We start from the raw sequence: 22,208 nt of genomic DNA, 5'->3' as shown, positions 1-22,208 counted from the left end.
CAGGGTTCCCTCGCTGTGATTGGCTGCGCGCGCCTGATCGCAGTTCTGCCGGGGATTCCCTTGCCTGCCTGTGTGCGTCGATGACCGTTCTCGATAGAGAGCGGCAAGAGAGTGATGGTGTGTTGCTGCGGCGAACCGACAAATCGCCGAACGCGAAACCGTCTTTCTTTCGATTTCATCTGTCCCGGCTTCACGGCTTCGATCTCGCCACGCTCGCGCTGCTCGCCACAATCTTCGTTCTCGTGCTGCTGACCTTCCGTGTCTATGCCGTCACCAACGACGAATGGGTGCAGCATCATTACGGCGAGTTGATCCTCGACTACTACAAAAGCGGCTTCACCGACCGCGCACTGTTTGAGTTCGATAACCTCTATCTCTACGGCGGTCTGTTTGACATCGTCGCCGCGGCGCTCAGCCCGATCGTCCCGCTGGAAGTCTATGACCTGCGCCATCTGATGACCGGCCTTGCCGGCATCGGAGGCATCGCCGCCGCAGCCGCGCTGGCGCGCCGGATCGCCGGACCACGCGCGGGTTTCCTCGCAGCATTGCTGCTTGCGACTTGCGGGGCGTGGTACGGCACCATGTTCAACCACACCAAGGATATTCCGCTCGCCGCAGCCATGACGACGGCGAGCTATTTCCTGATTCGCACTGCGCGCGACCTGCCGCGGCCGCGCTGGCGTGATGTGATAGGCCTCGGCCTTTTCACCGGGCTTGCGCTCGGCATCAAGGTGCTTGGGCTGCTGCTCGTGGTTTATGCGGGCCTGCTGGTGCTCGCACGCATCCCGCGCCCGACAACGATGCGCGATGCGTTGCGATTCATTGGAACCTGCATTCTGCGGTTCTCGCCCGCGCTTGTGCTTGCCTATCTCATCATGATCGCGGCGTGGCCGTGGGCGGCGCAGTCGCCGCTCAATCCGGTACGCGGCTTGTTTCAGTTCGCGGAATTCCACTATCACATCCAGACATGGCTCGACGGCCAGCGCTACGAAATGGCGACCGCGCCGCGCCTTTACGTGCCGATCTATCTCGCGATCCGCCTTCCGCTGTTGCTGCTCGGCGCCGCCGCGCTCTCGCTCGCACTCGTGATGCTGCCGCAAACCATGTCGCGGCTGTTTCCACAAACTCAGCGCCGCGAAACCGCCATGGTGATTTTCATGGTGTTGTTCCCGCTCGCCTGTCAGGTGATCGGACACGGACCTGCCTTCACCGGCATGCGGCATTTCCTGTTCGTGGTGCCACTCCTCGCGGTGCTCGCCGCCGTCGCGCTCAACGCGGTGATCGGCTCATTCGGCCGCAGACATTTCGCCTTCGCCACGGCGGCCTTCGCGCTGGTGCTCGCCGATGTCGGCATGAACGCGCGGCAACTCTATGAGCTGCACCCTTATGAGTATCTCTATTACAACCGGCTGGTCGGCGGGATACACGGCGCGGCCCGGCGCTACGTGATGGATTACTGGGTCGAGGTGATGCCGGCCTCGGTCGCGCAACTGGGGCGCTTTCTCGATCGCACCGAAGGTCACCACAAGCCAGTGCCGGCGATCTATAGCGTCGGAGTCTGCGGCGAACGCAAATCCTTCGAGCGCGAGCTCAAGGTACAGGGTCTGAGCCAGCGCCTGCGCTGGACAGCCGACTGGCCCCATGCCGATTTCTTCATCGCGCCGACCCACGGCAATTGCGACGAGGTGCTCAAGGGTCAATCCGTCGCCGCCATCATGCGTGAGGATACGCTGATCGGCGTGGTGAAGGACCGCCGCCGCATTACCCGGCCCGCAATTGTGGACGCGACACCGCAATAACGGGAAAAGGCCCGGAAACCGGGCCTTTCTTATTTTCGTCCTGAATAGGTCTTAGTGACCGCCTTCGAGGCGGCGCAGGATTTCGTCGAGCTGCTCGAGATCGCGATAGGCAATGTGCACACTGCCGCCGGGATCGCGGTGATCGACGCTGACCTTGAGGCCGAGCACATCGCTGATGCGTTTCTCCAGCGCCAGCGTATCGGCATCCTTCTTCGCTCCGCCGGAGGATTTGCCGCGCGCCTTCTGCGCACCGCGCGATGGCACACCTTCTTCATGCGACAGCGCCTCGACCTGACGCACCGACAGGCCCTGCTCAACTGCCTGCTTCGCGGCGGCGGCGGGATCCGTCGCATTGATGAGAGCGCGGGCGTGACCGGCCGACAGCTTGCCTTCGGAAATATAGGCCTGCACGCTCTCGGGCAGTTTTGTCAGCCGCATCGTATTGGCGACATGGCTGCGGCTCTTGCCGACAAGCCTGGCGATGTCGTCGGCGCTGTGATTGTAGGTGGTGGCGAGCGCGTGATAGCCGAGCGCTTCTTCCATCGCATTGAGGTCGGAACGCTGCACGTTCTCGATGATCGCGATCTCGAGCGCGGCACCGTCATTCGCCTCGATCGTGACGATCGGCACGTCGTGCAAACCCGCGCGTTGAGATGCGCGCCAGCGCCGTTCGCCGGCGATGATCTCGAACCGATCCGATGCGCCCTTCACCGCGCGCACGACGATCGGCTGGATCACACCGTGCTGCTTGATCGAGGCCGACAGCTCGTCGAGCTCGGCATCGGAAAACGTCCGGCGCGGATTGTTCGGATTGGCCTTGATGAATTCGATCGGCACCTTGCGCGGCGTGCGGGAGGGACGCTCGACATGCGCGGCCTCTCCGCCGACATCGCCGATCAGGCTTGCCAGACCGCGACCCAGTCGCGAACGCTCCTCGGCCATCGTCGCCTCCCTCGGACTCATCTCACGCACTCCAAACCAATCTTTTCGAAGCGACAGCTCCAAAGCCATCGCAGTTTGTCATTGCGGGAGCATTGGCGACGAAGCAATCCAGCCTGTCTTTGCTGCTCCGGATTGCTTCGCTTGCTCGCAATGACAGCGAACCCGCTCGTCTCTAATGCATCCGCAGCGCGCGCTCGCGCTGGATCACTTCGGTCGCGAGCTTGAGATACGCATCGCTGCCGACACATTTCAGATCGTAGACCAGCACCGGCTTGCCGTAAGACGGCGCTTCCGAAATGCGCACGTTACGCGGAATCATGGTGTCGTAAACCTTGTCGCCCATGAACTCGCGGACGTCCGCGACGACCTGGTTCGACAGATTGTTGCGCGAGTCGAACATGGTCAGCACGATGCCGTGGATCGACAGCGTCGGATTCAGCGTCGAGCGCACCTGCTCGACCGTCTGTAGAAGCTGCGACAGACCCTCGAGCGCAAAGAACTCACACTGCAACGGCACCAGGATCGCGTGCGATGCGGCCATCGCGTTGACGGTTATGAGGTTGAGCGACGGCGGGCAATCGACCAGCACATAGGTGTAGTCGTTGCCTTCCGACGCGTCGGTGTTGAGATCAGAAATCGCATCGCGCAGACGGAAGGCGCGGTCACGCGCGGTGCCGAGTTCAAGCTCGAGACCCGACAGATCCATCGTCGAGGCCGCGATATGCAGGCGCGGCACGGCGGTCGGCACAATGGCCTCACGCAGCTTCGCTTCGCCGATCAGCACGTCATAGGTCGAGCAGCTGCGGTTGCGGCGGTCGATGCCGAGGCCGGTCGAGGCGTTGCCCTGCGGATCGAGATCGACGATCAGCACGCGTTCACCGATCGCGGCCAGCGCGGTGCCGAGATTGATCGCGGTCGTGGTCTTGCCAACGCCGCCCTTCTGGTTGGCAAGCGCGATGATCCGGGGCTGCCCGCCGCGATCCGCTGGCGTGTCCTGAAAAATCCCGTCGATCCCGTTCATTTCGCCCCTCCCGCCGCAGCCATGCTGCGGCGCACAATCCCTGTCACCTCGACCACGCAACCGTCGCCGCCGGTGCGGCTTGGATGCAAGGCGCTCTCAATTGTCCAATATTTAGTGGCTTCCGTCAATTCACTCTCTACATCTTGGCCCTTGAGAAACAAAGCTTTGGCACCGTTCCGGACCAAGGGTTCCGCGAAGCCGAACAACTGATGTAACGGGGCCAGCGCCCGTGCGGTGACGCAATCGACAGGCTCGGTGCGACTATCCACGTAATCCACGATGTCCCTGTGATGAACTTCGCCGGCCGCGCCGGTGACTCGCAGCGCCTCACGCAGGAAAGCCGCCTTCTTGACGTTGCGCTCAACAAGATCGATCCGCGCGCCGGGATGATCTGCCAGCGCGCAGGCCAGCACCACACCAGGGAAGCCTCCGCCGCTACCAAAGTCAGCGAAGGTCTTGGCACCGGGTACGAGATCGAGAAGCTGCAGCGAATCGGCGATGTGCCGGGTCCAGAGGGTCGGCAGGGTCGAGGGCGCAACCAGATTGGTGACCGCCTGCCATTGCAGCAGCAGGTCGACATAGGCTTCCAGCCGCGTCAGCGTTTCACGTGAAACAGGCGCGAGCGCCAGCGCCGCAGCCTTGTCAGCGGAAGTGGGCTCAGGAAGCCGGGCCTTGCTCACGGTCTGTCTGCCTTGATCGACTCATCGCGCGGTTGTTGCGCGGAAAGAAAATAGCGGTCCGAATGCGCAGCGGCAATTCCTCGAACGATTCCGAGGCCTTTTGCCCTATCCCGCTTTGGCGTCAGGCCGATGACGCGCCTGCCGCCGCAAGTATGCGGCCAGAATGCCGAGCGCAGCCGGCGTCATCGCCTCGATCCGCGCGGCCTGCCCGATGGTGCGCGGCTGCACCGTTTGCAGTTTCTGCCGCGCCTCGTTGGACAGCCCCGGCACGGCGGCATAATCGACTCCGGTCAGCACCAGCGCCTCGTCACGCCGGAAGGCACTGACATCCGCCGCCTGACGGGCCAGATAGACATCGTATTTCGCGTCAATTTCAACGTGTTCGGCGATGGCCGGCACAACATCCGCAAGCTGCGGCCAGATCCGCGCGACATCGGCCCAGCCGATCTCCGGATAGGCCAGCAATTCGAACGCGCTGCGCCGCTGACCGTCGCGGTTGAGCGCAAGGCCATGGCGGATTCCCTCGGTTGGCGTCAGCGACAGGGATTTCGCTGCATCCTTGGCGGCCGTCAGCGCCTGCATCTTGGCGGCAAAACTCGCCTGACGTTTTGAACCGACGATGCCGAGCGCGAGGCCACGCTCCGTCAGCCGACGATCGGCATTATCCGCCCGCAGCGTCAGGCGATATTCCGCCCGCGAGGTGAACATCCGATAGGGCTCGGTGATGCCGCGGGAGGTCAGATCATCGATCATGACGCCGAGATAGCCGTCGGCTCGGTCGAACACCGCGCCCTCGCCGCCTCCGGCCGACCGCGCGGCGTTCAGCCCGGCAACAAGGCCCTGCGCCGCCGCTTCCTCATAGCCCGTGGTGCCATTGATCTGCCCGGCCAGAAAAAGCCCCGGCACGCGCCTGGTTTCCAGCGTCGGCTCCAACTCGCGCGGATCGACATGGTCGTATTCGATGGCGTAGCCCGGGCGGATCATCCGGGTCCGTTCAAGTCCCGGAATCGTCGTCAGAATGGCCTTCTGGACCTCTTCCGGCAGCGAGGTCGAGATCCCGTTCGGATAGACCGTCGTATCCTCAAGCCCTTCCGGCTCCAGGAAAATCTGGTGGCTGTCTCGGTCGCCGAAACGAACGATCTTGTCCTCGATCGAGGGGCAATAACGCGGCCCGGTGCTCTTGATTTGCCCCGAATACATCGGCGAGCGGTGCACATTAGCCCGGATCAGATCATGCGTCGCGGCCGTGGTGCGAGTGATGCCGCACTCGACCTGCGGGGTCGTGATCTTGTCGGTGAGAGTCGAAAACGGTTCGGCCGGATCGTCACCGGGCTGCCGCTCGACCGCATTCCAGTCGATGGTGGTGCCATTGAGGCGCGCCGGGGTGCCGGTTTTCAGCCGCCCGAGCGTAAATCCGATTTTTTCGAAGGAGTTCGAGAGGCCCATCGCCGGAGCCTCGTCGATGCGCCCGGCCGGCCAGTTGTTTTCACCGAGATGGATGATTCCGCGCAGGAATGTGCCCGTGGTGATAACCACCGCCCCGCAGGCGAATTCCCGGCCATCGGCCAGTTGCAGCCCCGCGATCCGGCCATCCTCAAGCACAAGCGCGTCGGCCTCGCCCTCGATCACGGTAAGATTGGGCGTTTCGCGAATTTCCGCCTGCATCGCCGCCGCATAGAGGGCGCGGTCGATCTGGGCACGCGGGCCGCGCACCGCTGGACCTTTGCGGCGGTTGAGAACCCGGAACTGGATGCCCCCGGCATCCGCCATCCGGCCCATTACGCCGTCCAGTGCATCGATTTCCCGCACCAGATGCCCCTTGCCGAGTCCCCCGATGGCGGGATTGCAGGACATCGCACCGATGGTCACAAAACGGTGGGTCAGAAGCGCGGTTCTGGCGCCAAAGCGCGCGGACGCCGCCGCGGCCTCGCAGCCGGCATGCCCCCCTCCCACGACGATGACGTCGAATGTTTCGCGCATGGCGTCCTTCTACAGCGGGAGCTGAAAATCGTCCAAAACAATATCGATTGAGGATGACGAGCCTGTTTCACGTGAAACAGGGCCCGGTTCCATTTGTTTCACGTGAAACATCCAAGGCTTATCCGGCCTAAAACGGGCCCACGCCTCTATATCGTTTCACGTGAAACAACCGTTCATTTACCAATACAGAATTCGCGAAAGATCGAATCCAGAATCTCCTCGACATCTACTCGTCCCAGAAGTCGTCCCAGCGCGTGAATCGCGATTCGAAGTTCCTCCGCGACGATTTCGTCACCCTCGCCCGCCCGCGACCCGGCCCGCTCCAGGGCCTCGACCGCCTCAGTCAGCAGGGCCCGATGCCGTGCGCGGCTGACCAGCGCTGCCTCCCCGCCACCGAAATAATCGCGGGCGTAATCGACCAGCGCTGTGACCAGCGCATCGACGCCCTCGCCGGTCACGGCCGAGATCGCAAAGGCACCCTCGCCCCGCGTTGGCGCCAGGTCGACCTTATTGCGGATCACCCAGACCGGCGCGGCGCCACCGGCAAACTCCGGCGACTTCCGCGCGACCTCGTCCGCCTCACACATCCACAGCACGAGGTCGGCGGATTCCGCGCGCGCCCGCGCACGGCGCACGCCTTCCTGCTCGACGGGATCGATTGTCTCCCGCAGACCCGCCGTGTCGATCAGCGTCACCGGATAGCCGTCGAGATCGAGATGCACTTCGATCACGTCACGCGTCGTGCCGGCATGCGGCGAAACGATCGCAGCCTCACGGCGCGCGAGACGATTAAGCAGCGTCGACTTGCCTGCGTTCGGCGGCCCCGCGATCGCAACTTGCAGGCCTTCTCGCAGGCGCTCACTTTGCGCCGATGCCGCAAGGGTTTCTTTGATTTCGTTTTTCAGCGCATCAACACGCGCAAGCGCCGGTGCCATCAGTTCTTCCGAGACATCGCCCTCGTCGGAAAAATCGATGCCCGCTTCGACAAGCGCCATCGCCTCGATGATCTGCCTGCGCCAGTTCTGCGCGCGATGGCCGAGCAATCCCTGCAACTGCCGCAGCGCCTGCTTCCGCTGCCGGTCGGTGTCGGCGTGAATGAGGTCGTCGAGACCTTCGGCCTCGGTCAGATCAAGCTTGCCATTCTCGAACGCACGGCGTGTGAATTCGCCGGGCTCCGCCGGACGCAGGCCATCGATTTTTCCCAGTGCCGCGAACAGCGCCGCGATCACCGCGCGGCCACCGTGAAGCTGGAATTCCGCGACGTCTTCGCCGGTCGCGCTATGCGGCGCCGGGAACCAGAGCGCCACGGCCTGGTCGATCGGACCGGTCTCCGGCGAGGTCAAGGTCGCCAGTGTCGCCAGGCGCGGACGAGGCAGGCGACCGCACAAAATCTCCAGCGCCGCCGCGGCGCGCGGGCCCGAGACGCGAACGATCGCGATGGCCGAGGGCGGACGGCCCGAAGCGAGTGCGTAAATGGTTGGTTGTTGGAACGGCATGGCTTATTTGTTCGACAGCACGGGCGAGGGCAACCGAAAACCGTGTTCAAGGGAGTTTCGCCGTATTGCTGCGGCGCAACATATTGCTGAGGGAGCCGCAGCATGAGCGATGTTGCAACGCACAAAAACCGGCTGGCCGGCGAAACCAGCCCATATCTGCTCCAGCATCAGCACAATCCGGTCGACTGGTGGCCCTGGGGGCCGCCAGCCTTGGCCGAGGCACAGAAGACCGGCAAGCCCATTTTGCTCTCCATCGGTTACGCGGCCTGCCATTGGTGTCATGTGATGGCGCACGAGAGCTTCGAGGACGAGGCTACCGCGGCGGTGATGAACGAGCAGTTTGTGGCGATCAAGGTTGATCGCGAGGAGCGGCCCGACATTGACCAGATCTACATGAACGCACTGCACCTGCTCGGACAGCAGGGCGGCTGGCCGCTGACGATGTTTTTGACGCCCGACGGCGCGCCGATCTGGGGCGGCACTTATTTTCCGAAACAGGCGCAATACGGCCGCGCATCCTTCATCGATGTGATGCAGCAGTTCATGCGGATCTATCGCGACGAGCCGGACAAGATAGCCGCCAACAAGGAGGCGATCGCGCGAAGCCTCAATGAACGGCATTCCGCCGACACAGCTTCCATTGGCCTCAACGAACTCGACAACGCCGCCGGCTCGATCGCGCGCGCGACCGATCCCGACAATGGCGGCCTGCGCGGTGCGCCGAAATTTCCGCAATGTTCGATGCTGGAATTTCTCTGGCGCGCTGGCGCGCGCACCGGCGACGAGCGTTATTTCATCACCACCAATCTCGCGCTGACGCGAATGAGTCAGGGCGGCATCTACGATCATCTCGGTGGCGGCTATGCGCGCTACTCGGTCGACGAACGCTGGCTGGTGCCGCATTTCGAGAAGATGCTTTACGACAATGCGCAGATTCTCGACATGCTGGCGCTGGAGCACGCTCGCGCGCCGAATGAGCTTTATCTGCAGCGCGCGGAAGAAACCGTCGGCTGGCTCAAGCGCGAGATGCTGACGAAAGAGGGCGGTTTCTCATCATCACTCGACGCCGACAGCGAGGGCGAGGAGGGACGTTTCTACGTCTGGTCGCAATCGGACATCGCGCAATTGCTCGGCCCTGATGACGCAACATTCTTCGCCGCGAAATATGGCGTCAGCGCCGAAGGCAATTTCGAGGGTCACAACATTCTCAACCGCCTCGACGATGGCAGCGACACCGCGACCGAAGCCGAACAGTTGGCTGCGTTGCGCGCGATTCTGTTCCGCGCGCGCGAGAAGCGCGTGCATCCCGGCCTCGATGACAAGGTGCTCGCCGACTGGAACGGATTGATGATCGCCGCGCTCGCGCACGCGGCGGGTGCCTTCAACCGGCCGGACTGGCTGACGCTTGCCTGCACCGTGTTCGGATTCGTTACCACCACCATGAGCCGCCACGACAGGCTTGGCCATTCCTGGCGCGCGGGAAAACTGCTGCAGCCTGCGCTTGCCTCCGACAACGCCGCGATGATCCGCGCCGCGCTCGCGCTGCATGAAGCCACCGGTGACCATCTGTTCCTCGATCAGGCCATCCTGTGGCAGGCCGATCTCGACACCCATTACGGTGATCCGCAGCACGGCGGTTACTTCCTTACCGCCGACGACGCCGAGGGGCTGATCCTGCGGCCGCATTCGAGCGTGGACGACGCCATTCCGAACCACATCGGATTGACCGCGCAGAATCTCGCGCGCCTCGCGGTGCTCACCGGTGACGAACGCTGGCGGCGCCAACTCGACATGCTGTTCGCGCATATGCTCTCGGCGGCAGCCCGCAACATGTTCGGCCATCTGTCGCTTCTGAACGCGCTCGATCTCTACCTTGCAGGCGCGGAAATCGTGATCACCGGTCAGGGCGAGGAGGCCGACGCACTGCTCAAGACCGCGCGCGCGCTGCCCCATGCCAACACCATCGTCTTGCACGTCCCCGACCCGGCAAAACTGCCGCCGCATCATCCGGCGGCGGACAAGATCGCGCCGGGTGGCGAAGCCGCCGCTTTCATCTGCCGGGGCCAAACATGTTCGCTGCCGATGACGGAGCCGCATGCGTTGGCGGCCTTCGTTCTACGCGGAGAAGCGTCAGCCTCGGAAGGGCGCCTGCAATGAGCGGCACGGTCGACGACAAATATTATCAGGTCATCAAGCCTGCAGGTTTCGCCGAACGGCTTCTGATCGCCGCGCGGGAAAAAATCTATGCCGATTTTCTTGCGCAGATGCAGCCTTCACATGACAGCCGCATCGCCGACATCGGCATCTCGGATGTCGTGACTGATGGTGCCAACGTACTCGAGCGGAATTATCCGCACCTCGCAAACGTCACCGCGTGCGGCATCGGCAGCGCCGAGAATTTCCAGCGCGCGTTTCCCGCGGTCCATTACAGGCAGATCGAACCGAATGCGCCGCTGCCGTTCGCCGACAACACATTCGACATTGCAACCGCCAATGCGGTGCTCGAACACGTCGGCAGTACTGTGAACCAGATCAATTTCGTGCGCGAACTGGCACGTATCGCCCGCCGTGTGTTCATCAGCGTGCCACATCGCTATTTTCCCGTCGAGCACCACACCGCGATTCCGCTGCTGCATTACAACGATCGCAGCTTCAGCGCTGCCTGCGCGCTGCTCGGCAAATCAAGCTGGTCTGACGAGGCCAATCTCATTTTGATGACGCGCGCAAAACTCGCACGTCTTGCCGCCGAGGCAGCGCCCGATATCGACGCCAAGATCGGTACCACGGGCCTCAATCTCGGGCCGTTCTCGTCGAACCTTTATCTCGCGCTGAAAAAGAGAATCTAGAATGCGCCGGGATGCTGCTGTTTGCGGCTCGCGAACAGCACGAACAGCGGAGCGATCACAAACGGCCCAAGCGCAAATCCGGTCATCTTGCCGACGGCTCCGTTGACCAGCGGCCACAATAGAATGGCCGCCATCGCCAGCTGCGCTACCGCGCGTGAAATCACGCCCTGCCGTTGCAGTGTAAGCAGCCACACGACAACGAACGCACCGACCACCAGATCGTAGTCCTGCAGATAAGGCGTCACGAGGCAGGTACCGAGAACCAGCAGGCCGTAACGGATTTCCATCGGATCGTCGCGCCACCAGGAGCGCGCCACGACAGCCGCGGCGATCACCGCGCTGACAGCTTGCGCGATGTAGGACGCATCGACGCTGAACCCGAAGTGGCGCATCATCACGAACACCGACATCATGCGGTGCCAGACCCCGGTGCCGTCCTCCAAGATGAAATGTTTCAGGACGGCGAGGTTATCGGCGTAAGCAAGCCACGGCGCACGGCCGAACAGAACAAGGCTCGCTCCGACAAGAGCAATCACCGTAACCGTCGCGGAGGCGAACGCCGTCCAGCGCCGGCCTGCCATCAGCGCAAACGGCAGCAACAGGCCGAGATGCGGTTTGTAAACCAGAAGGCCGAACAATACGCCCGCGACAATCGGGCGACGGTCCAGCAACATCAGCCCGCCACCGAGAAAGGCTGCGCTCCACGCACCGTTCTGGCCACCGAGCGCATTGACGAACAGCGCCGGGACAGCCAGCGACAGCAGCAGTGCTATATCCGGCGCGGCAAGCCGCAATGCGCGATAGAACGCATACCAGCTCGAGATCAGCCAGAGCGCGAGGCCGGGTATATAGGGCACCAATGCCAGCGGCGCGGTCAACAGCAGCAACACCGGCGGGTAACCGTAATGATAGTAGAGCAGATCCGGACCGCTCAGCGCGCGCTCGAAGAGATGAAACACCTCGAAATTGTAGACGTCTGCAATCCGGCCATGCCAGGTGAGCCACGCACCCGACCAATAATTGATGAAATCATCCCCGAACGGACGGCCAAGACCATTGGTCAGCCCGTTGCGCGTCTGGCCCCATAGATCCCATGCGTACATCAAGGGAGCCGCGATCAGCCAGCAGTGCGCAAGCGCACGGACACGATCGACCGATACCGGCCAATGTCCGCCCACTTTTTGCTGAGGCTCGCCTAAAATCTCTGTCACCACGCGCCCTCGATCAGGGCCTGCAAAGCTAGGGCAGGCCCGTTAACAGGCGGTTTGGAGACATGCGTCGTGCCAAAACAAAAGGCCCGGCGCGAGGCCGGGCCTTGAAACCGAACGATGGCACACCGCTCAGGTATTCATCGAATCGAAGAATTCGGAATTGTTCTTGGTCGAACGCAGCTTGTCGAGCAGGAACTCGATCGCATCCATCGTGCCCATCGGGTTGAGGATACGCCGCAGCACGTACATCTTCTTGAGCGTCTGCGGATCGGTGATGAGTTCTTCCTTGCGCGTGCCGGAACGGGCGATGTCGATTGCCGGAAAGGTGCGCTTGTCGGAAACCTTGCGGTCGAGGATGAGTTCGGAGTTGCCGGTGCCCTTGAACTCTTCGAAGATCACTTCGTCCATGCGGCTTCCGGTATCGACCAGCGCGGTCGCGATGATCGTGAGCGAACCACCTTCCTCGATGTTACGAGCTGCACCGAAGAAGCGCTTCGGACGCTGCAGGGCGTTGGCGTCAACACCACCGGTCAGCACCTTGCCCGAAGACGGCACGACCGTGTTGTAGGCGCGGCCGAGGCGGGTAATCGAGTCGAGCAGGATCACGACGTCGCGGCCATGTTCGACCAGGCGCTTGGCCTTCTCGATCACCATTTCCGCGACCTGAACGTGACGTACCGCAGGCTCGTCGAACGTTGAGGACACGACCTCGCCCTTCACCGAACGCTGCATGTCGGTGACTTCTTCCGGGCGCTCATCGATCAAAAGCACGATCAGATAGCATTCCGGATGATTGGTGGTGATGGCGTGGGCGATGTTCTGCATCAACACCGTCTTGCCGGTGCGTGGCGGCGCAACGATCAGCGCGCGCTGGCCTTTGCCGATCGGCGCGACGATGTCGATCACGCGCGGCGACAGATCCTTACGGGTCGGGTCGTCGAGTTCGAGCTTGAAGCGCTCGTCGGGGAAGAGCGGCGTCAGGTTATCGAAATTGACCTTGTGCTTGGACTTTTCCGGATCTTCGAAATTGAGGGTGTTGACCTTGAGAAGCGCGAAATAGCGTTCGCCTTCCTTCGGCGAACGGATCTGGCCCTCGATGGTGTCACCGGTGCGCAAACCGAAGCGGCGGATCTGCGAGGGCGAGACGTAGATGTCGTCCGGGCCCGGCAGATAGTTTGCGTCCGAGGAACGGAGGAACCCGAAGCCGTCGGAGAGGATCTCGACGACGCCTTCGCCGATAATGTCGGTTTCCTGGCTCGCCAGCAGCTTGAGGATGGCAAACATCAGCTCCTGCTTGCGCATGGTGCTGGCGTTTTCGACCCCGAGTTCTTCGGCGAACGAGACGAGCTCGGCCGGCGTCTTGGCCTTGAGGTCCTGAAGTTTCATTTCCCGCATGGGAGTATCCTGATGAGAAGTAGAGAGAAAAAGGGGGTTTTCGCCTGCGAAATGCGAAAAGAAGGTCTCGGTTGGCGCAGGTCTTTGGCTGAGAAAGGTGCCGGGCGGCTTCGAGCTTGATGCGATGACCGGAAGAACCGGAACGCGTCACATCTGCCTGCGTTCGGAAGGATGAGACGAATATAGAAAATCAGTCTTTGCCGCGCAAGGATATCCTTCAGGCAAATCGGACAAGTCGTCTGATCAAGGTCAGGGCGAAAGCCGTGAAAAGCCTCAAAATGGCTTTACCACTACCAAAATCACGATGCCGATCATCAGAACGGCGGGCACTTCGTTGATAATCCGGAAATATCTGGCGCTGTGCGTATTGCGGTCGGCGGCGAAATCCTTCACCCGCCGCACCAGAATGCCATGAATCGCCGACATCACGATGACGAGAGCGAATTTGGCGTGAAACCATCCCGACATGTACCAGCCGCCCTGCCAGACCAGCCATAAACCGGCGAGCCAGGTGACGACCATCGCCGGGTTGATGATGACCTTCAGAAGCCGCCACTCCATGACCTTGAAGGTCTCGGACTGTTTCGAACCAGTCTCCGCCGCGCAGTGATAGACCATCAGCCGCGGCAGATAGAGCATCCCGGCCATCCAGGAAATCACTGCGAGAATGTGCAGTGCCTTGATCCACTCATACATGGGAAACAGCTTTCGTCGGAAGAGGAGAGCCTGATATCGCCAAAAACCCATCGCCCTGCAACAGGTCATCATACGATTTTCCGGAACGAACCCGTTGCAAGACCGTTACGGACAGATCTTCAAAAGGGGAGCTTTCCGTATCCACCCCTTCTCTTATCAATCTTTTAGATTCTTAAGGTTTGAGTCTGAGTGACGGTGGATTGCGACAGTTCAAAACCGTCCCCCCTGTGTCGGGCTGTTTTCAACACCGCTCAATGTTATCCCCGATTCCGGCACTCTACTGCGCTTTTACGAAAACGGTATTCATCGCAAGATCTTGGTGGGATTTTCCAGCCCCATTGTCCGAGACAAATCCACATAACCCCGTTACACTTTTTATAGGTCGGTTGGTTGCATCCCGAAAACAGCGATGTGAACAACCGGGGGTGTTTTACGCAGGCCGTTCGAGGCAGGCGACGAACTGGCCAATCTGCCCACACGGATTCACAACAATGCACAGACTGGAAACGAATATCGGGCAGGGGGTCGAAGCGTAATGTCGGCCGCGACCAATAATTATTTTCATCTGCACATGATCTCGGATTCGACCGGCGAGACCATCATCATGGTCGCGCGCGCGGTTGCGGCTCAATATTCCAATGTCACGCCCGTGGAACATGTCTATCCATTGGTGCGCAGCCAGAAGCAGCTCGACCGCGTACTGGCCGAGATCGAGGAAGCGCCAGGCATCGTGCTGTTCACGCTTCTGGAAAAGGATCTGGTGGAGCGGCTGGAAGCGAAGTGCAAGGAAATCAATATTCCGAGCCTGTCGATCATAGGGCCGGTGATGGAATTATTCCGCGCCTATCTTGGCCGCGAAACCTCCAAACGCGCCGGCGCGCAGCACACACTCAATGCTGAGTACTTCAAGCGCATCGATGCGCTGAACTACACGATGATGCATGACGACGGGCAGCATGTCGAAGGGCTGGAGGAGGCTGACGTGGTGCTGGTCGGGGTGTCGCGCACGTCGAAGACGCCGACCTCGATCTATCTCGCCAATCGCGGCATCCGCACCGCCAACGTGCCGCTGGTACCCGGCATTCCGATTCCTCCGCAGCTCGAAACGCTGAAAAAGCCGCTTGTCGTCAGCCTTCACGCCACGCCGGAGCGTCTGGTGCAGGTACGGCAGAACAGGCTGCTCGGCATGGGTGCTGGCGGTGGTCTCGGCCGGGTCGGCGAAGATGCCTATGTCGAACGCCAGTCGGTTGCGGAAGAAGTCGCGTTCGCACGCAAACTCAGCGCCCGGTATGACTGGCCGCTGCTTGACGTCACCCGCCGTTCGATCGAAGAGACCGCGGCCGCGGTGATGAAGCTCCATGCAGACCGGCAACGGCAGCGCTCGTAAGGCATGGCGAACGATCCATCATCTCGTTTGATCCTCGCTTCGCAGAGTGCTGCGCGTCAGGCTTTGTTACGTCGGGCGAAAGTGAACTTCGAGGCATTACCCGCCGATCTTGATGAGCGCGGCATCGAGCAGACCTCGCGCCTGAGCGATGCGGCGGCGGTGGCAGCCTTGTTGGCAAAAGAAAAGGCGCTTCATGTCGGCCGTGCGCATCCCGACGCCTACGTGATCGGAGCCGATCAAACCCTGGCGCTCGGGACAAAAATTTTCGCCAAGGCTGATGATCGGGCGCAGGCGCGCGAACAATTGAAGTCGCTGTGCGGGCGAACGCACGAATTGCATTCGGCGGTGGCGGTCGTGAAGGGCGATGAGATTCTGTTCGAATCCATCTCGACCGCGCACATGACCATGCGGTCTTTGAGCGATGTGCGGCTTGAGGCCTATCTCGATCTTGCGGGCGAAGCGGTGACCGCGAGCGTCGGCGGCTATCAGCTGGAGGGTGCGGGCGTGCATCTGTTCGAGAAGATCGAAGGTGATTACTTCACGATCCTCGGCCTGCCGTTGTTGCCGCTGCTCGGTTTTCTGCGGGGCATCGGCCTCGCCCCGTTGCCTTAAGGTTTGCCGATGTTTGTGCTCGGATTGACCGGATCGATCGGGATGGGCAAGTCCACCACGGCGCAGTTGTTCGCTGAACTGGGCGTGCCGGTCTATGACGCGGACGCGACCGTGCATCGTCTGTACGAGAGCGAAGCCGTTGCGGCGATCGAGCAGGCCTTTCCCGGAACTGCCGGAGCAAAAGGCGTCGACCGCGAAAAGCTTTCAGGTCATGTCGTCGGCAATGCTGAAGCGATGAAGCGGCTCGAGGCGATCGTGCATCCGATGCTGCGCGCGCATGAAAAGGAATTCCTCGCGCATGCGGAACAGGCCGGCGCGCCGGTGGCCGTGCTCGATATTCCGCTGCTGTTCGAGACCGGCGGCGAAAACCGCGTCGACGCCGTGCTTGTTGTGAGCGCGCCAGAAGAGGTGCAGCGCCAGCGCATCCTGTCGCGCCCGACCATGACCGAAGCCAAACTCGAGATGATCCTGGCGCGGCAGATGCGCGATAGCGATAAGCGAGCACGGGCTGATTTTGTGGTGGATACGTCGAACGGGCTTGATTCTGCGCGTGAACAAATCCGCCACGTTCTCGCAAAAGTGGCTACCATGCCGCGACGGCGATCCTGATTCCAAAATATATAAGTTTCCAAGAGATAGGCGGCATGCGCGAAATCGTTCTCGATACCGAAACCACCGGCCTCGATGCGCTGCGCGGCGATCGGCTGGTTGAAATCGGCTGTGTCGAGATGTTCAATCACATGCCGACCGGGCAGACTTTTCACGTCTACATCAATCCCGAACGCGACATGCCGCAGGAAGCCTTTGCGGTGCATGGTCTGTCGTCCGAATTCCTCTCCGACAAGCCGTTGTTCGTGGCGGTGGCGGACGAGTTCCTTGAATTCATCGGTGACGCGCCGCTTATCATTCACAATGCCTCGTTCGACATCGGCTTCATCAACATGGAGCTGGAGCGGCTGAAGCGGCAGGCCATTCCGCGGGATCGCCTGGTCGACACGCTCCTGTTGGCGCGCCGCAAGCATCCCGGCGTCTCCAACCGGCTCGACGATCTTTGCTCGCGCTATGCGATCGACAATTCGCGCCGCACCAAGCACGGTGCGCTGCTTGACGCCGAACTGCTCGCCGAAGTCTATATCGACCTGATCGGCGCGCGGCAGTCCTCGCTCATTCTCGCGGAGACGCAGACGACATCGATCCGAATCGTCGAGGTCGAGCGGCGTGTTCGCGAGACGCCGCTGTCGCCGCGCGTGACGTCGGACGAGATCGAAGCGCATCGCGCCTTCGTCGCCACACTCGGTGATAATCCGATCTGGCGGGAATTCTCCGACGCGGAATAAAAAAGCGGGCCGCCGGGCCCGCTTTTGCTGTCTCGCTTATATCGTCCCGCTCAGTTCGGCTTGGCCTGCTCGGCCTGCCGCGCCATATTCTGGCGATAGAGGCTGACGAAATCCACCGGATCGAGCATCAGGGGCGGGAAGCCGCCATTGCGGGTCGCGGTCGCAACGATTTCGCGGGCGAACGGGAACAAAAGCCGGGGGCATTCGATCATCACAAACGGATGCAGGCTGTCCTGCGGCACGTTCTCGATCCGGAACACGCCAGCATAGGCCAGTTCGAACGCGAACAGCACCTTGTCGTTGCTCGCCGCCTTGCCTTCGATGGCGAGCAGAACCTCGAAATCGGTGCCGCCGAGGTTGGTGGCGCCGACATTGATCTGAATTGAGATTTCGGGCTGCTTGTCCTGCTGCGACAATGAGGCAGGCGCATTCGGATTCTCGAAGGAGAGATCCTTGATATATTGCGTCAAAACGCCGAGCTGCGGAGGAGCGGCGGCCTGGGCCGGCGCGGCATTGGTGTCAGTCATCGATCTCTCCTGCAATCTCGTTTCGGGAAGCTGGTTTGGGCGCAGTGGCTATCATAGGGCTGCCGCTCTCGACAAGGACGGCTGCCCGAATCGGGGCCAAAAGCTTGGCCGGGGACGAGGGATTGAGCTAGAATCGCAACAATTACCGCAATCGGGAGCCCGACGGCCGCCACGTTAAGGATTTAAAAGACGGTGGCGCGGCTATCTTTCGTGCTTACATAATCCCGGACCCGAACGGGAACACGCCAGATCGGAAGTGACGTAACGTGGACATTTACACCATCATCTTTTTGGCCCTGGCCGTCTTTATTTTCCTGCGGCTGCGCAACGTCCTCGGGCAGCGCACGGGCAGCGAGCGGCCGCCGTATGATCGCGTGACGCGCGATGTCGCGCCCACCGGCAACGACAACAATGTCGTCCGCATGCCGGGCACGGCCGTCGATCAGGCAACGCTTGCACCCTCCGCCGAACCGGTTTCGCCGCGTGATCGCTGGAAGGGGATCGCGGCGCCGGATTCGCAACTGGCGACCGGTCTCGATGAAATCGCTGCCGCCGATCCCGCGTTCAACGCGCAGCATTTCCTCTCCGGCGCCAAGAGCGCCTACGAGATGATCGTGCTGGCTTTCGCCAATGGCGATCACCGCACGCTGAAGGATCTGTTGTCGGCGGACGTCTATGACGGGTTCGAATCCGTCATCAAGGGCCGCGAGCAGCGCAGCGAGAAGGTCGAGACGAAGTTTGCTTCGATCGACAAGGCCGAACTCGTCAGCGCCGGTGTCCGTGACAGGATCGCGCATCTCACCGTGCGCTTTGTTTCGCAGATGATCACCGCCACGCGCGATAAGGACGGCGCGGTCATCGATGGCAACCCTGAAAAGCTCACGGATGTCACCGATGTCTGGACGTTCTCACGTGACGTTTCCTCCCGCGATCCGAATTGGAAGCTGGTTGGAACGGAAAGCGGACACTGACGGGCATTTTCCCTACGGCTCCGCCGCGGCTCTGGTGTTCGCGGCGGTTGTTCTGACATGCAGCGCGGTCGCGGATGCTCGCAGTCACCGCCGCTCGGCCTGGCCAGAGGTTGCGACAACCCACCATGTGAGGCCGCGTCCCGAAAGCATCCACTGGCCACTCGCCATTCCCGGCGTGCAATACAATCCCGTCAACTGGAGCGATCTGCGCGGCTGGGCCGACGACGATCAGTTAGTGGCGTTCAAGACATTCCGGGCAAGCTGTGCGCCGGTTCTCGCGCGCAAGCCGAAAAAACCGGACGATTCCTCCGACAAATTTCTGGGCGATGCCTTGCGCGAGCCATGCCTCGCTGCGCGCAAGGCGAAGGTGCATGACGTTGCCTCCGCGCGTACGTTCTTCGAGGAGCACTTCGCGCCGGTCACGCTCTCGCGCCTCGGCGAGGATGCAGGTTTCGTCACGGGTTATTATGAGCCGATCGTCGAAGGCTCACGCACCAAGACCGATGTCTACACCGTGCCGGTCTATCGCCGGCCCTCGAACCTGTTCGTGCGCGGCTACAATCAGGCCTCGCCGAGCCTGCCGAACAAAGGCGATGTGTTTCGCAAGATCGGCCGCCGCAAGCTGGTGCCGTATTACGACCGTGCCCAGATCGAGGATGGTGCGATTGCCGGACGCGGTCTCGAGATCGTCTGGTTGAAAAACCAGACCGATCTGCTGTTCATCCAGATTCAGGGCTCCGCGCGGATCAAGCTCGCGGACGGATCGATGGTGCGGATCAATTACGATTCGCATAATGGTTTTCCGTATACGCCGATCGGTCGCGTTCTGATCGAACGCAACATCATCCCCAAAGACCAGATGTCGATGCAGCGCATTCGCGAATATATGGAGCAGAATCCCGGCGCGGCCGATGAGCTGCGACGGCAGAATCGCTCCTACATCTTTTTCCACGAGGTGCCGCTGAAGGCGGACGACGAAGCCGTCGGCGCGCAGGGCGTGCCGCTCACGGCAGGGCGTTCGATTGCCGTCGACAAGGCGCTGCATGTCTACGGCACACCGTTCTTCATCGACGGCGATCTGCCGATTGAAAGCGACACCTCGAACACGCCGTTCCGCCGTCTGATGATCGCGCAGGATACCGGCTCGGCGATTGTCGGCCCTGCGCGCGCCGATCTTTATTTCGGCGCAGGCCAGGAGGCGGGCAAGATCGCGGGCCGTATCAAGAACGCGGCGCGCTTCACGATCCTGCTGCCGAAATCGCTCGATCCGGTCGCGCGTGGCCGAACTGTGCCGCTGCCCGATGCACGCCCGGCCGAGGAGAAGCCGAAGCCGAAACGGCGCGGCCGCCGCCATGCGGAGAATTCATGAAGCGCGTGCGCCCGCCGGATCTGTCGCCGCCGCCGTCACGACGGCGCCGTGCCCTCGATTCCGAGGAGCGGGCGCTATGGGAGACGGTGACGAAACAGATCAAGCCGCTGCGCCGGCGGCCCAAGACGAAGACGGAGGCGCTAGAAATCGCTGTGCAGGCGAACGAGGAAGCTGCCGCCGAAAAAACGACTGCGGGTTCGGTTCGTTCAAGCGCTCCAGCAAAACAGATAACGGTCGCGTCACGTCCGAAAAATGCACCACCGCCATTGGTCGCGCTCGGGCGGCGCGAGCGGTCTCACCTCGCGCGCGGCCGCAAGGAGATCGAGGCGCGGCTCGATCTTCATGGGATGACGCAGGCGCGCGCGCATCGCGCGCTGATCGGCTTTCTGTCGCGCGCAAGCGAAGACGGGCTGACCTTCGTGCTGGTCATCACCGGCAAGGGCCGCAGTGGCGCGCTCGAGTCCGAGCGCGGTGTGTTGCGGCGTCAGGTGCCGGAATGGCTCGGCCTGCCGGAATTCCGCTCGCTTGTCGTCGGCTTCGAGGAAGCTTCCATCGGCCATGGCGGCGCGGGCGCGCTGTATGTGCGGCTGCGGCGAGCGCGCTGAACCTCACAGGATGAAGCGCGACAGATCGATGTTCTTCGCCAGATCGCCGATGTGCTTCTGCACGTATTCCGCATCGATGGTCACGGTCTGTCCCTGCATGTCGGGCGCGTGGAACGAAGCCTCGTCCAACACACGCTCCATCACCGTCTGCAGCCTGCGCGCGCCGATGTTCTCCACGCTCGCATTCACCGCAACGGCGACGTCGGCCAGCGCGTCGATGGCCTCATCGGTGATGTCAAGCGTCACGCCCTCGGTGGCCATCAGCGCAACATACTGCTTGATGAGCGAGCCTTCCGGCTCGGTGAGGATGCGGCGGAGATCGTCACGCGCGAGTGCCTGCAGTTCGACGCGGATCGGCAGGCGACCCTGCAATTCCGGCAGCAGATCGGACGGCTTGGCGATGTGGAATGCGCCCGAGGCGATGAACAGGATGTGGTCGGTCTTCACCGGGCCGTGCTTGGTGGAGACGGTAGTGCCCTCGATCAGCGGCAGCAGATCACGCTGCACGCCTTCACGCGACACGTCGCCGGTGCGCGCGCCTTCGCGCACGCAGATCTTGTCGATCTCGTCGAGGAACACGATACCGTTGTTCTCAACCACATGAATGGCGTCGCGCGTCAGCGCCTCGTCGTCGAGCAGCTTGTCGGATTCCTCGTTGACCAGCACTTCGTGGGAATCGGCAACCGTGAGCTTCCGTGTCTTGGTGCGGCCGCCCATCTTGCCGAAAATGTCGCCGAGCGAGATTGCACCCATCTGCGCGCCGGGCATGCCGGGAATTTCGAACATCGAGGGGCCGCCGCCCGCCTGCGTCTCGACCTCGATTTCCTTGTCGTTGAGTTCGCCCGCGCGCAGCCTGCGGCGGAATGAATCCCGCGTGCTGGCAGAGGCATTGGCGCCGACCAGCGCGTCGAGCACACGTTCCTCGGCGGCCAATTCGGCCCGCGCCTCGACATCCTTGCGCTTCTTCTCGCGGGTCTGGGCGATGGCGACATCGACAAGGTCACGCACGATCTGTTCAACGTCGCGGCCGACATAGCCGACTTCGGTGAATTTCGTGGCTTCCACCTTGATGAAGGGCGCGCCCGCGAGTTTTGCGAGCCTTCGCGCGATCTCGGTCTTGCCTACGCCCGTAGGTCCGATCATCAGGATGTTTTTTGGCAGCACTTCTTCACGCAGCGCGCCGGTCAGTTGCAGCCGACGCCAGCGATTGCGCAGCGCGATGGCGACCGAGCGCTTGGCGTCGTGCTGGCCGACGATGAAGCGGTCGAGTTCGGAGACGATTTCACGGGGGGAGAAGTCGGTCATGGCATTTCAATTAGGTTGAATGATCGGTT

Annotated in this window: 20 protein-coding genes; 10 read left to right on the top strand and 10 right to left on the bottom strand. The window is 61.9% G+C overall.

Annotated features, from left to right (window positions below; translation table 11 throughout):
• The first annotated feature begins 80 nt into the window (after positions 1 to 80).
• The gene (locus HMPREF9697_RS13610; protein ID WP_002717812.1) at positions 81 to 1,799 is read left to right on the top strand and encodes a glycosyltransferase family 39 protein; all 1,719 of its coding nucleotides are present in this window, start codon (positions 81 to 83) and stop codon (positions 1,797 to 1,799) included.
• 51 nt (positions 1,800 to 1,850) lie between these two features.
• Here the strand turns inward: HMPREF9697_RS13610 and HMPREF9697_RS13605 are convergent, their stop codons facing one another.
• The 5 genes from HMPREF9697_RS13605 to mnmE all read right to left on the bottom strand — a co-directional run bounded on the left by HMPREF9697_RS13605 (position 1,851) and on the right by mnmE (position 7,918).
• A complete protein-coding gene (locus HMPREF9697_RS13605) occupies positions 1,851 to 2,741 on the bottom strand; it encodes a ParB/RepB/Spo0J family partition protein (RefSeq protein WP_002717811.1) in 891 nt (296 codons plus the stop codon).
• Between the two features lie 172 nt (positions 2,742 to 2,913).
• Positions 2,914 to 3,762, bottom strand: coding sequence for a ParA family protein (locus HMPREF9697_RS13600; protein ID WP_002717810.1), 849 nt, complete (start codon positions 3,760 to 3,762; stop codon positions 2,914 to 2,916).
• Positions 3,759 to 4,442, bottom strand: coding sequence for a 16S rRNA (guanine(527)-N(7))-methyltransferase RsmG (gene rsmG / locus HMPREF9697_RS13595; RefSeq protein ID WP_002717809.1), 684 nt, complete (start codon positions 4,440 to 4,442; stop codon positions 3,759 to 3,761). Before rsmG ends, HMPREF9697_RS13600 begins: the two co-directional genes overlap by 4 nt.
• A gap of 105 nt (positions 4,443 to 4,547) precedes the next feature.
• Positions 4,548 to 6,422, bottom strand: a complete 1,875-nt coding sequence (gene mnmG, locus HMPREF9697_RS13590; protein WP_002717808.1) for a tRNA uridine-5-carboxymethylaminomethyl(34) synthesis enzyme MnmG — start codon at positions 6,420 to 6,422, stop codon at positions 4,548 to 4,550.
• Positions 6,423 to 6,595: 173 nt separating this feature from the next.
• Positions 6,596 to 7,918 carry a tRNA uridine-5-carboxymethylaminomethyl(34) synthesis GTPase MnmE gene (gene mnmE, locus HMPREF9697_RS13585; protein ID WP_002717807.1) on the bottom strand — a complete coding sequence of 441 codons (1,323 nt, stop codon included), beginning with the start codon at positions 7,916 to 7,918 and terminating at the stop codon, positions 6,596 to 6,598.
• A gap of 102 nt (positions 7,919 to 8,020) precedes the next feature.
• On the opposite strand from mnmE, the gene HMPREF9697_RS13580 reads away from it, so the two are divergent.
• Both HMPREF9697_RS13580 and HMPREF9697_RS13575 read left to right on the top strand, forming a co-directional pair.
• Positions 8,021 to 10,075, top strand: a complete 2,055-nt coding sequence (locus HMPREF9697_RS13580) for a thioredoxin domain-containing protein (RefSeq protein ID WP_002717806.1) — start codon at positions 8,021 to 8,023, stop codon at positions 10,073 to 10,075.
• A complete protein-coding gene (locus HMPREF9697_RS13575; RefSeq protein WP_002717805.1) occupies positions 10,072 to 10,764 on the top strand; it encodes a methyltransferase domain-containing protein in 693 nt (230 codons plus the stop codon). Before HMPREF9697_RS13580 ends, HMPREF9697_RS13575 begins: the two co-directional genes overlap by 4 nt.
• Here the strand turns inward: HMPREF9697_RS13575 and HMPREF9697_RS13570 are convergent.
• From HMPREF9697_RS13570 to hemJ, 3 genes are all read right to left on the bottom strand, one after another.
• Positions 10,761 to 11,975, bottom strand: a complete 1,215-nt coding sequence (locus HMPREF9697_RS13570; protein ID WP_002717804.1) for a glycosyltransferase family 87 protein — start codon at positions 11,973 to 11,975, stop codon at positions 10,761 to 10,763. The two genes, HMPREF9697_RS13575 and HMPREF9697_RS13570, sit on opposite strands and share 4 nt — an antisense overlap.
• Before the next feature lie 129 nt (positions 11,976 to 12,104).
• A complete protein-coding gene (gene rho, locus HMPREF9697_RS13565; protein WP_002717803.1) occupies positions 12,105 to 13,370 on the bottom strand; it encodes a transcription termination factor Rho in 1,266 nt (421 codons plus the stop codon).
• Between the two features lie 273 nt (positions 13,371 to 13,643).
• Entirely contained in the window at positions 13,644 to 14,066 is a 423-nt protein-coding gene (hemJ, locus tag HMPREF9697_RS13560; RefSeq protein ID WP_040307949.1) for a protoporphyrinogen oxidase HemJ, read from the bottom strand.
• Between the two features lie 535 nt (positions 14,067 to 14,601).
• Between hemJ and HMPREF9697_RS13555 the strand changes: the two genes are divergently transcribed.
• Genes HMPREF9697_RS13555 through dnaQ form a run of 4 tightly spaced genes read left to right on the top strand, consistent with a single transcriptional unit; the run spans position 14,602 to position 17,402 of the window.
• Positions 14,602 to 15,453 (top strand): pyruvate, water dikinase regulatory protein, encoded by an 852-nt coding sequence (locus HMPREF9697_RS13555; RefSeq protein WP_002717801.1) that lies wholly within the window; start codon positions 14,602 to 14,604, stop codon positions 15,451 to 15,453.
• Positions 15,454 to 15,456: 3 nt separating this feature from the next.
• Complete coding sequence (locus HMPREF9697_RS13550; protein WP_002717800.1) at positions 15,457 to 16,065, top strand: Maf family nucleotide pyrophosphatase; 609 nt, start codon at positions 15,457 to 15,459, stop codon at positions 16,063 to 16,065.
• A gap of 9 nt (positions 16,066 to 16,074) precedes the next feature.
• Entirely contained in the window at positions 16,075 to 16,674 is a 600-nt protein-coding gene (gene coaE / locus HMPREF9697_RS13545; protein WP_002717799.1) for a dephospho-CoA kinase, read from the top strand.
• Positions 16,675 to 16,709: 35 nt separating this feature from the next.
• The gene (dnaQ, locus tag HMPREF9697_RS13540; RefSeq protein ID WP_002717798.1) at positions 16,710 to 17,402 is read left to right on the top strand and encodes a DNA polymerase III subunit epsilon; all 693 of its coding nucleotides are present in this window, start codon (positions 16,710 to 16,712) and stop codon (positions 17,400 to 17,402) included.
• 50 nt (positions 17,403 to 17,452) lie between these two features.
• Here the strand turns inward: dnaQ and secB are convergent, their stop codons facing one another.
• Positions 17,453 to 17,929 (bottom strand): protein-export chaperone SecB, encoded by a 477-nt coding sequence (secB, locus tag HMPREF9697_RS13535; protein ID WP_002717797.1) that lies wholly within the window; start codon positions 17,927 to 17,929, stop codon positions 17,453 to 17,455.
• A gap of 266 nt (positions 17,930 to 18,195) precedes the next feature.
• Here secB and HMPREF9697_RS13530 point away from each other — a divergent pair, with 266 nt between their 5' ends.
• Genes HMPREF9697_RS13530 through HMPREF9697_RS13520 form a run of 3 tightly spaced genes read left to right on the top strand, consistent with a single transcriptional unit; the run spans position 18,196 to position 20,874 of the window.
• The gene (locus tag HMPREF9697_RS13530; RefSeq protein WP_002717796.1) at positions 18,196 to 18,900 is read left to right on the top strand and encodes a Tim44/TimA family putative adaptor protein; all 705 of its coding nucleotides are present in this window, start codon (positions 18,196 to 18,198) and stop codon (positions 18,898 to 18,900) included.
• Positions 18,878 to 20,269, top strand: a complete 1,392-nt coding sequence (gene mltA / locus HMPREF9697_RS13525) for a murein transglycosylase A (protein ID WP_040307948.1) — start codon at positions 18,878 to 18,880, stop codon at positions 20,267 to 20,269. Before HMPREF9697_RS13530 ends, mltA begins: the two co-directional genes overlap by 23 nt.
• Positions 20,266 to 20,874: a Smr/MutS family protein gene (locus HMPREF9697_RS13520; RefSeq protein WP_002717794.1), complete on the top strand. Its 609-nt coding sequence runs from the start codon at positions 20,266 to 20,268 to the stop codon at positions 20,872 to 20,874. The genes mltA and HMPREF9697_RS13520 overlap by 4 nt, the downstream gene beginning before the upstream one ends.
• A 3-nt stretch (positions 20,875 to 20,877) precedes the next feature.
• Here the strand turns inward: HMPREF9697_RS13520 and hslU are convergent, their stop codons facing one another.
• Positions 20,878 to 22,179 carry an ATP-dependent protease ATPase subunit HslU gene (hslU, locus tag HMPREF9697_RS13515; RefSeq protein WP_002717793.1) on the bottom strand — a complete coding sequence of 434 codons (1,302 nt, stop codon included), beginning with the start codon at positions 22,177 to 22,179 and terminating at the stop codon, positions 20,878 to 20,880.
• Positions 22,180 to 22,208: the final 29 nt, after the last annotated feature.

This window comes from Afipia felis ATCC 53690, assembly GCF_000314735.2.
In the GTDB taxonomy this organism is placed as follows: Bacteria; Pseudomonadota; Alphaproteobacteria; order Rhizobiales; family Xanthobacteraceae; genus Afipia; species Afipia felis.
Note: the sequence above shows the minus strand (reverse complement) of the source record. Positions and strands in the feature narration are given on the sequence as shown.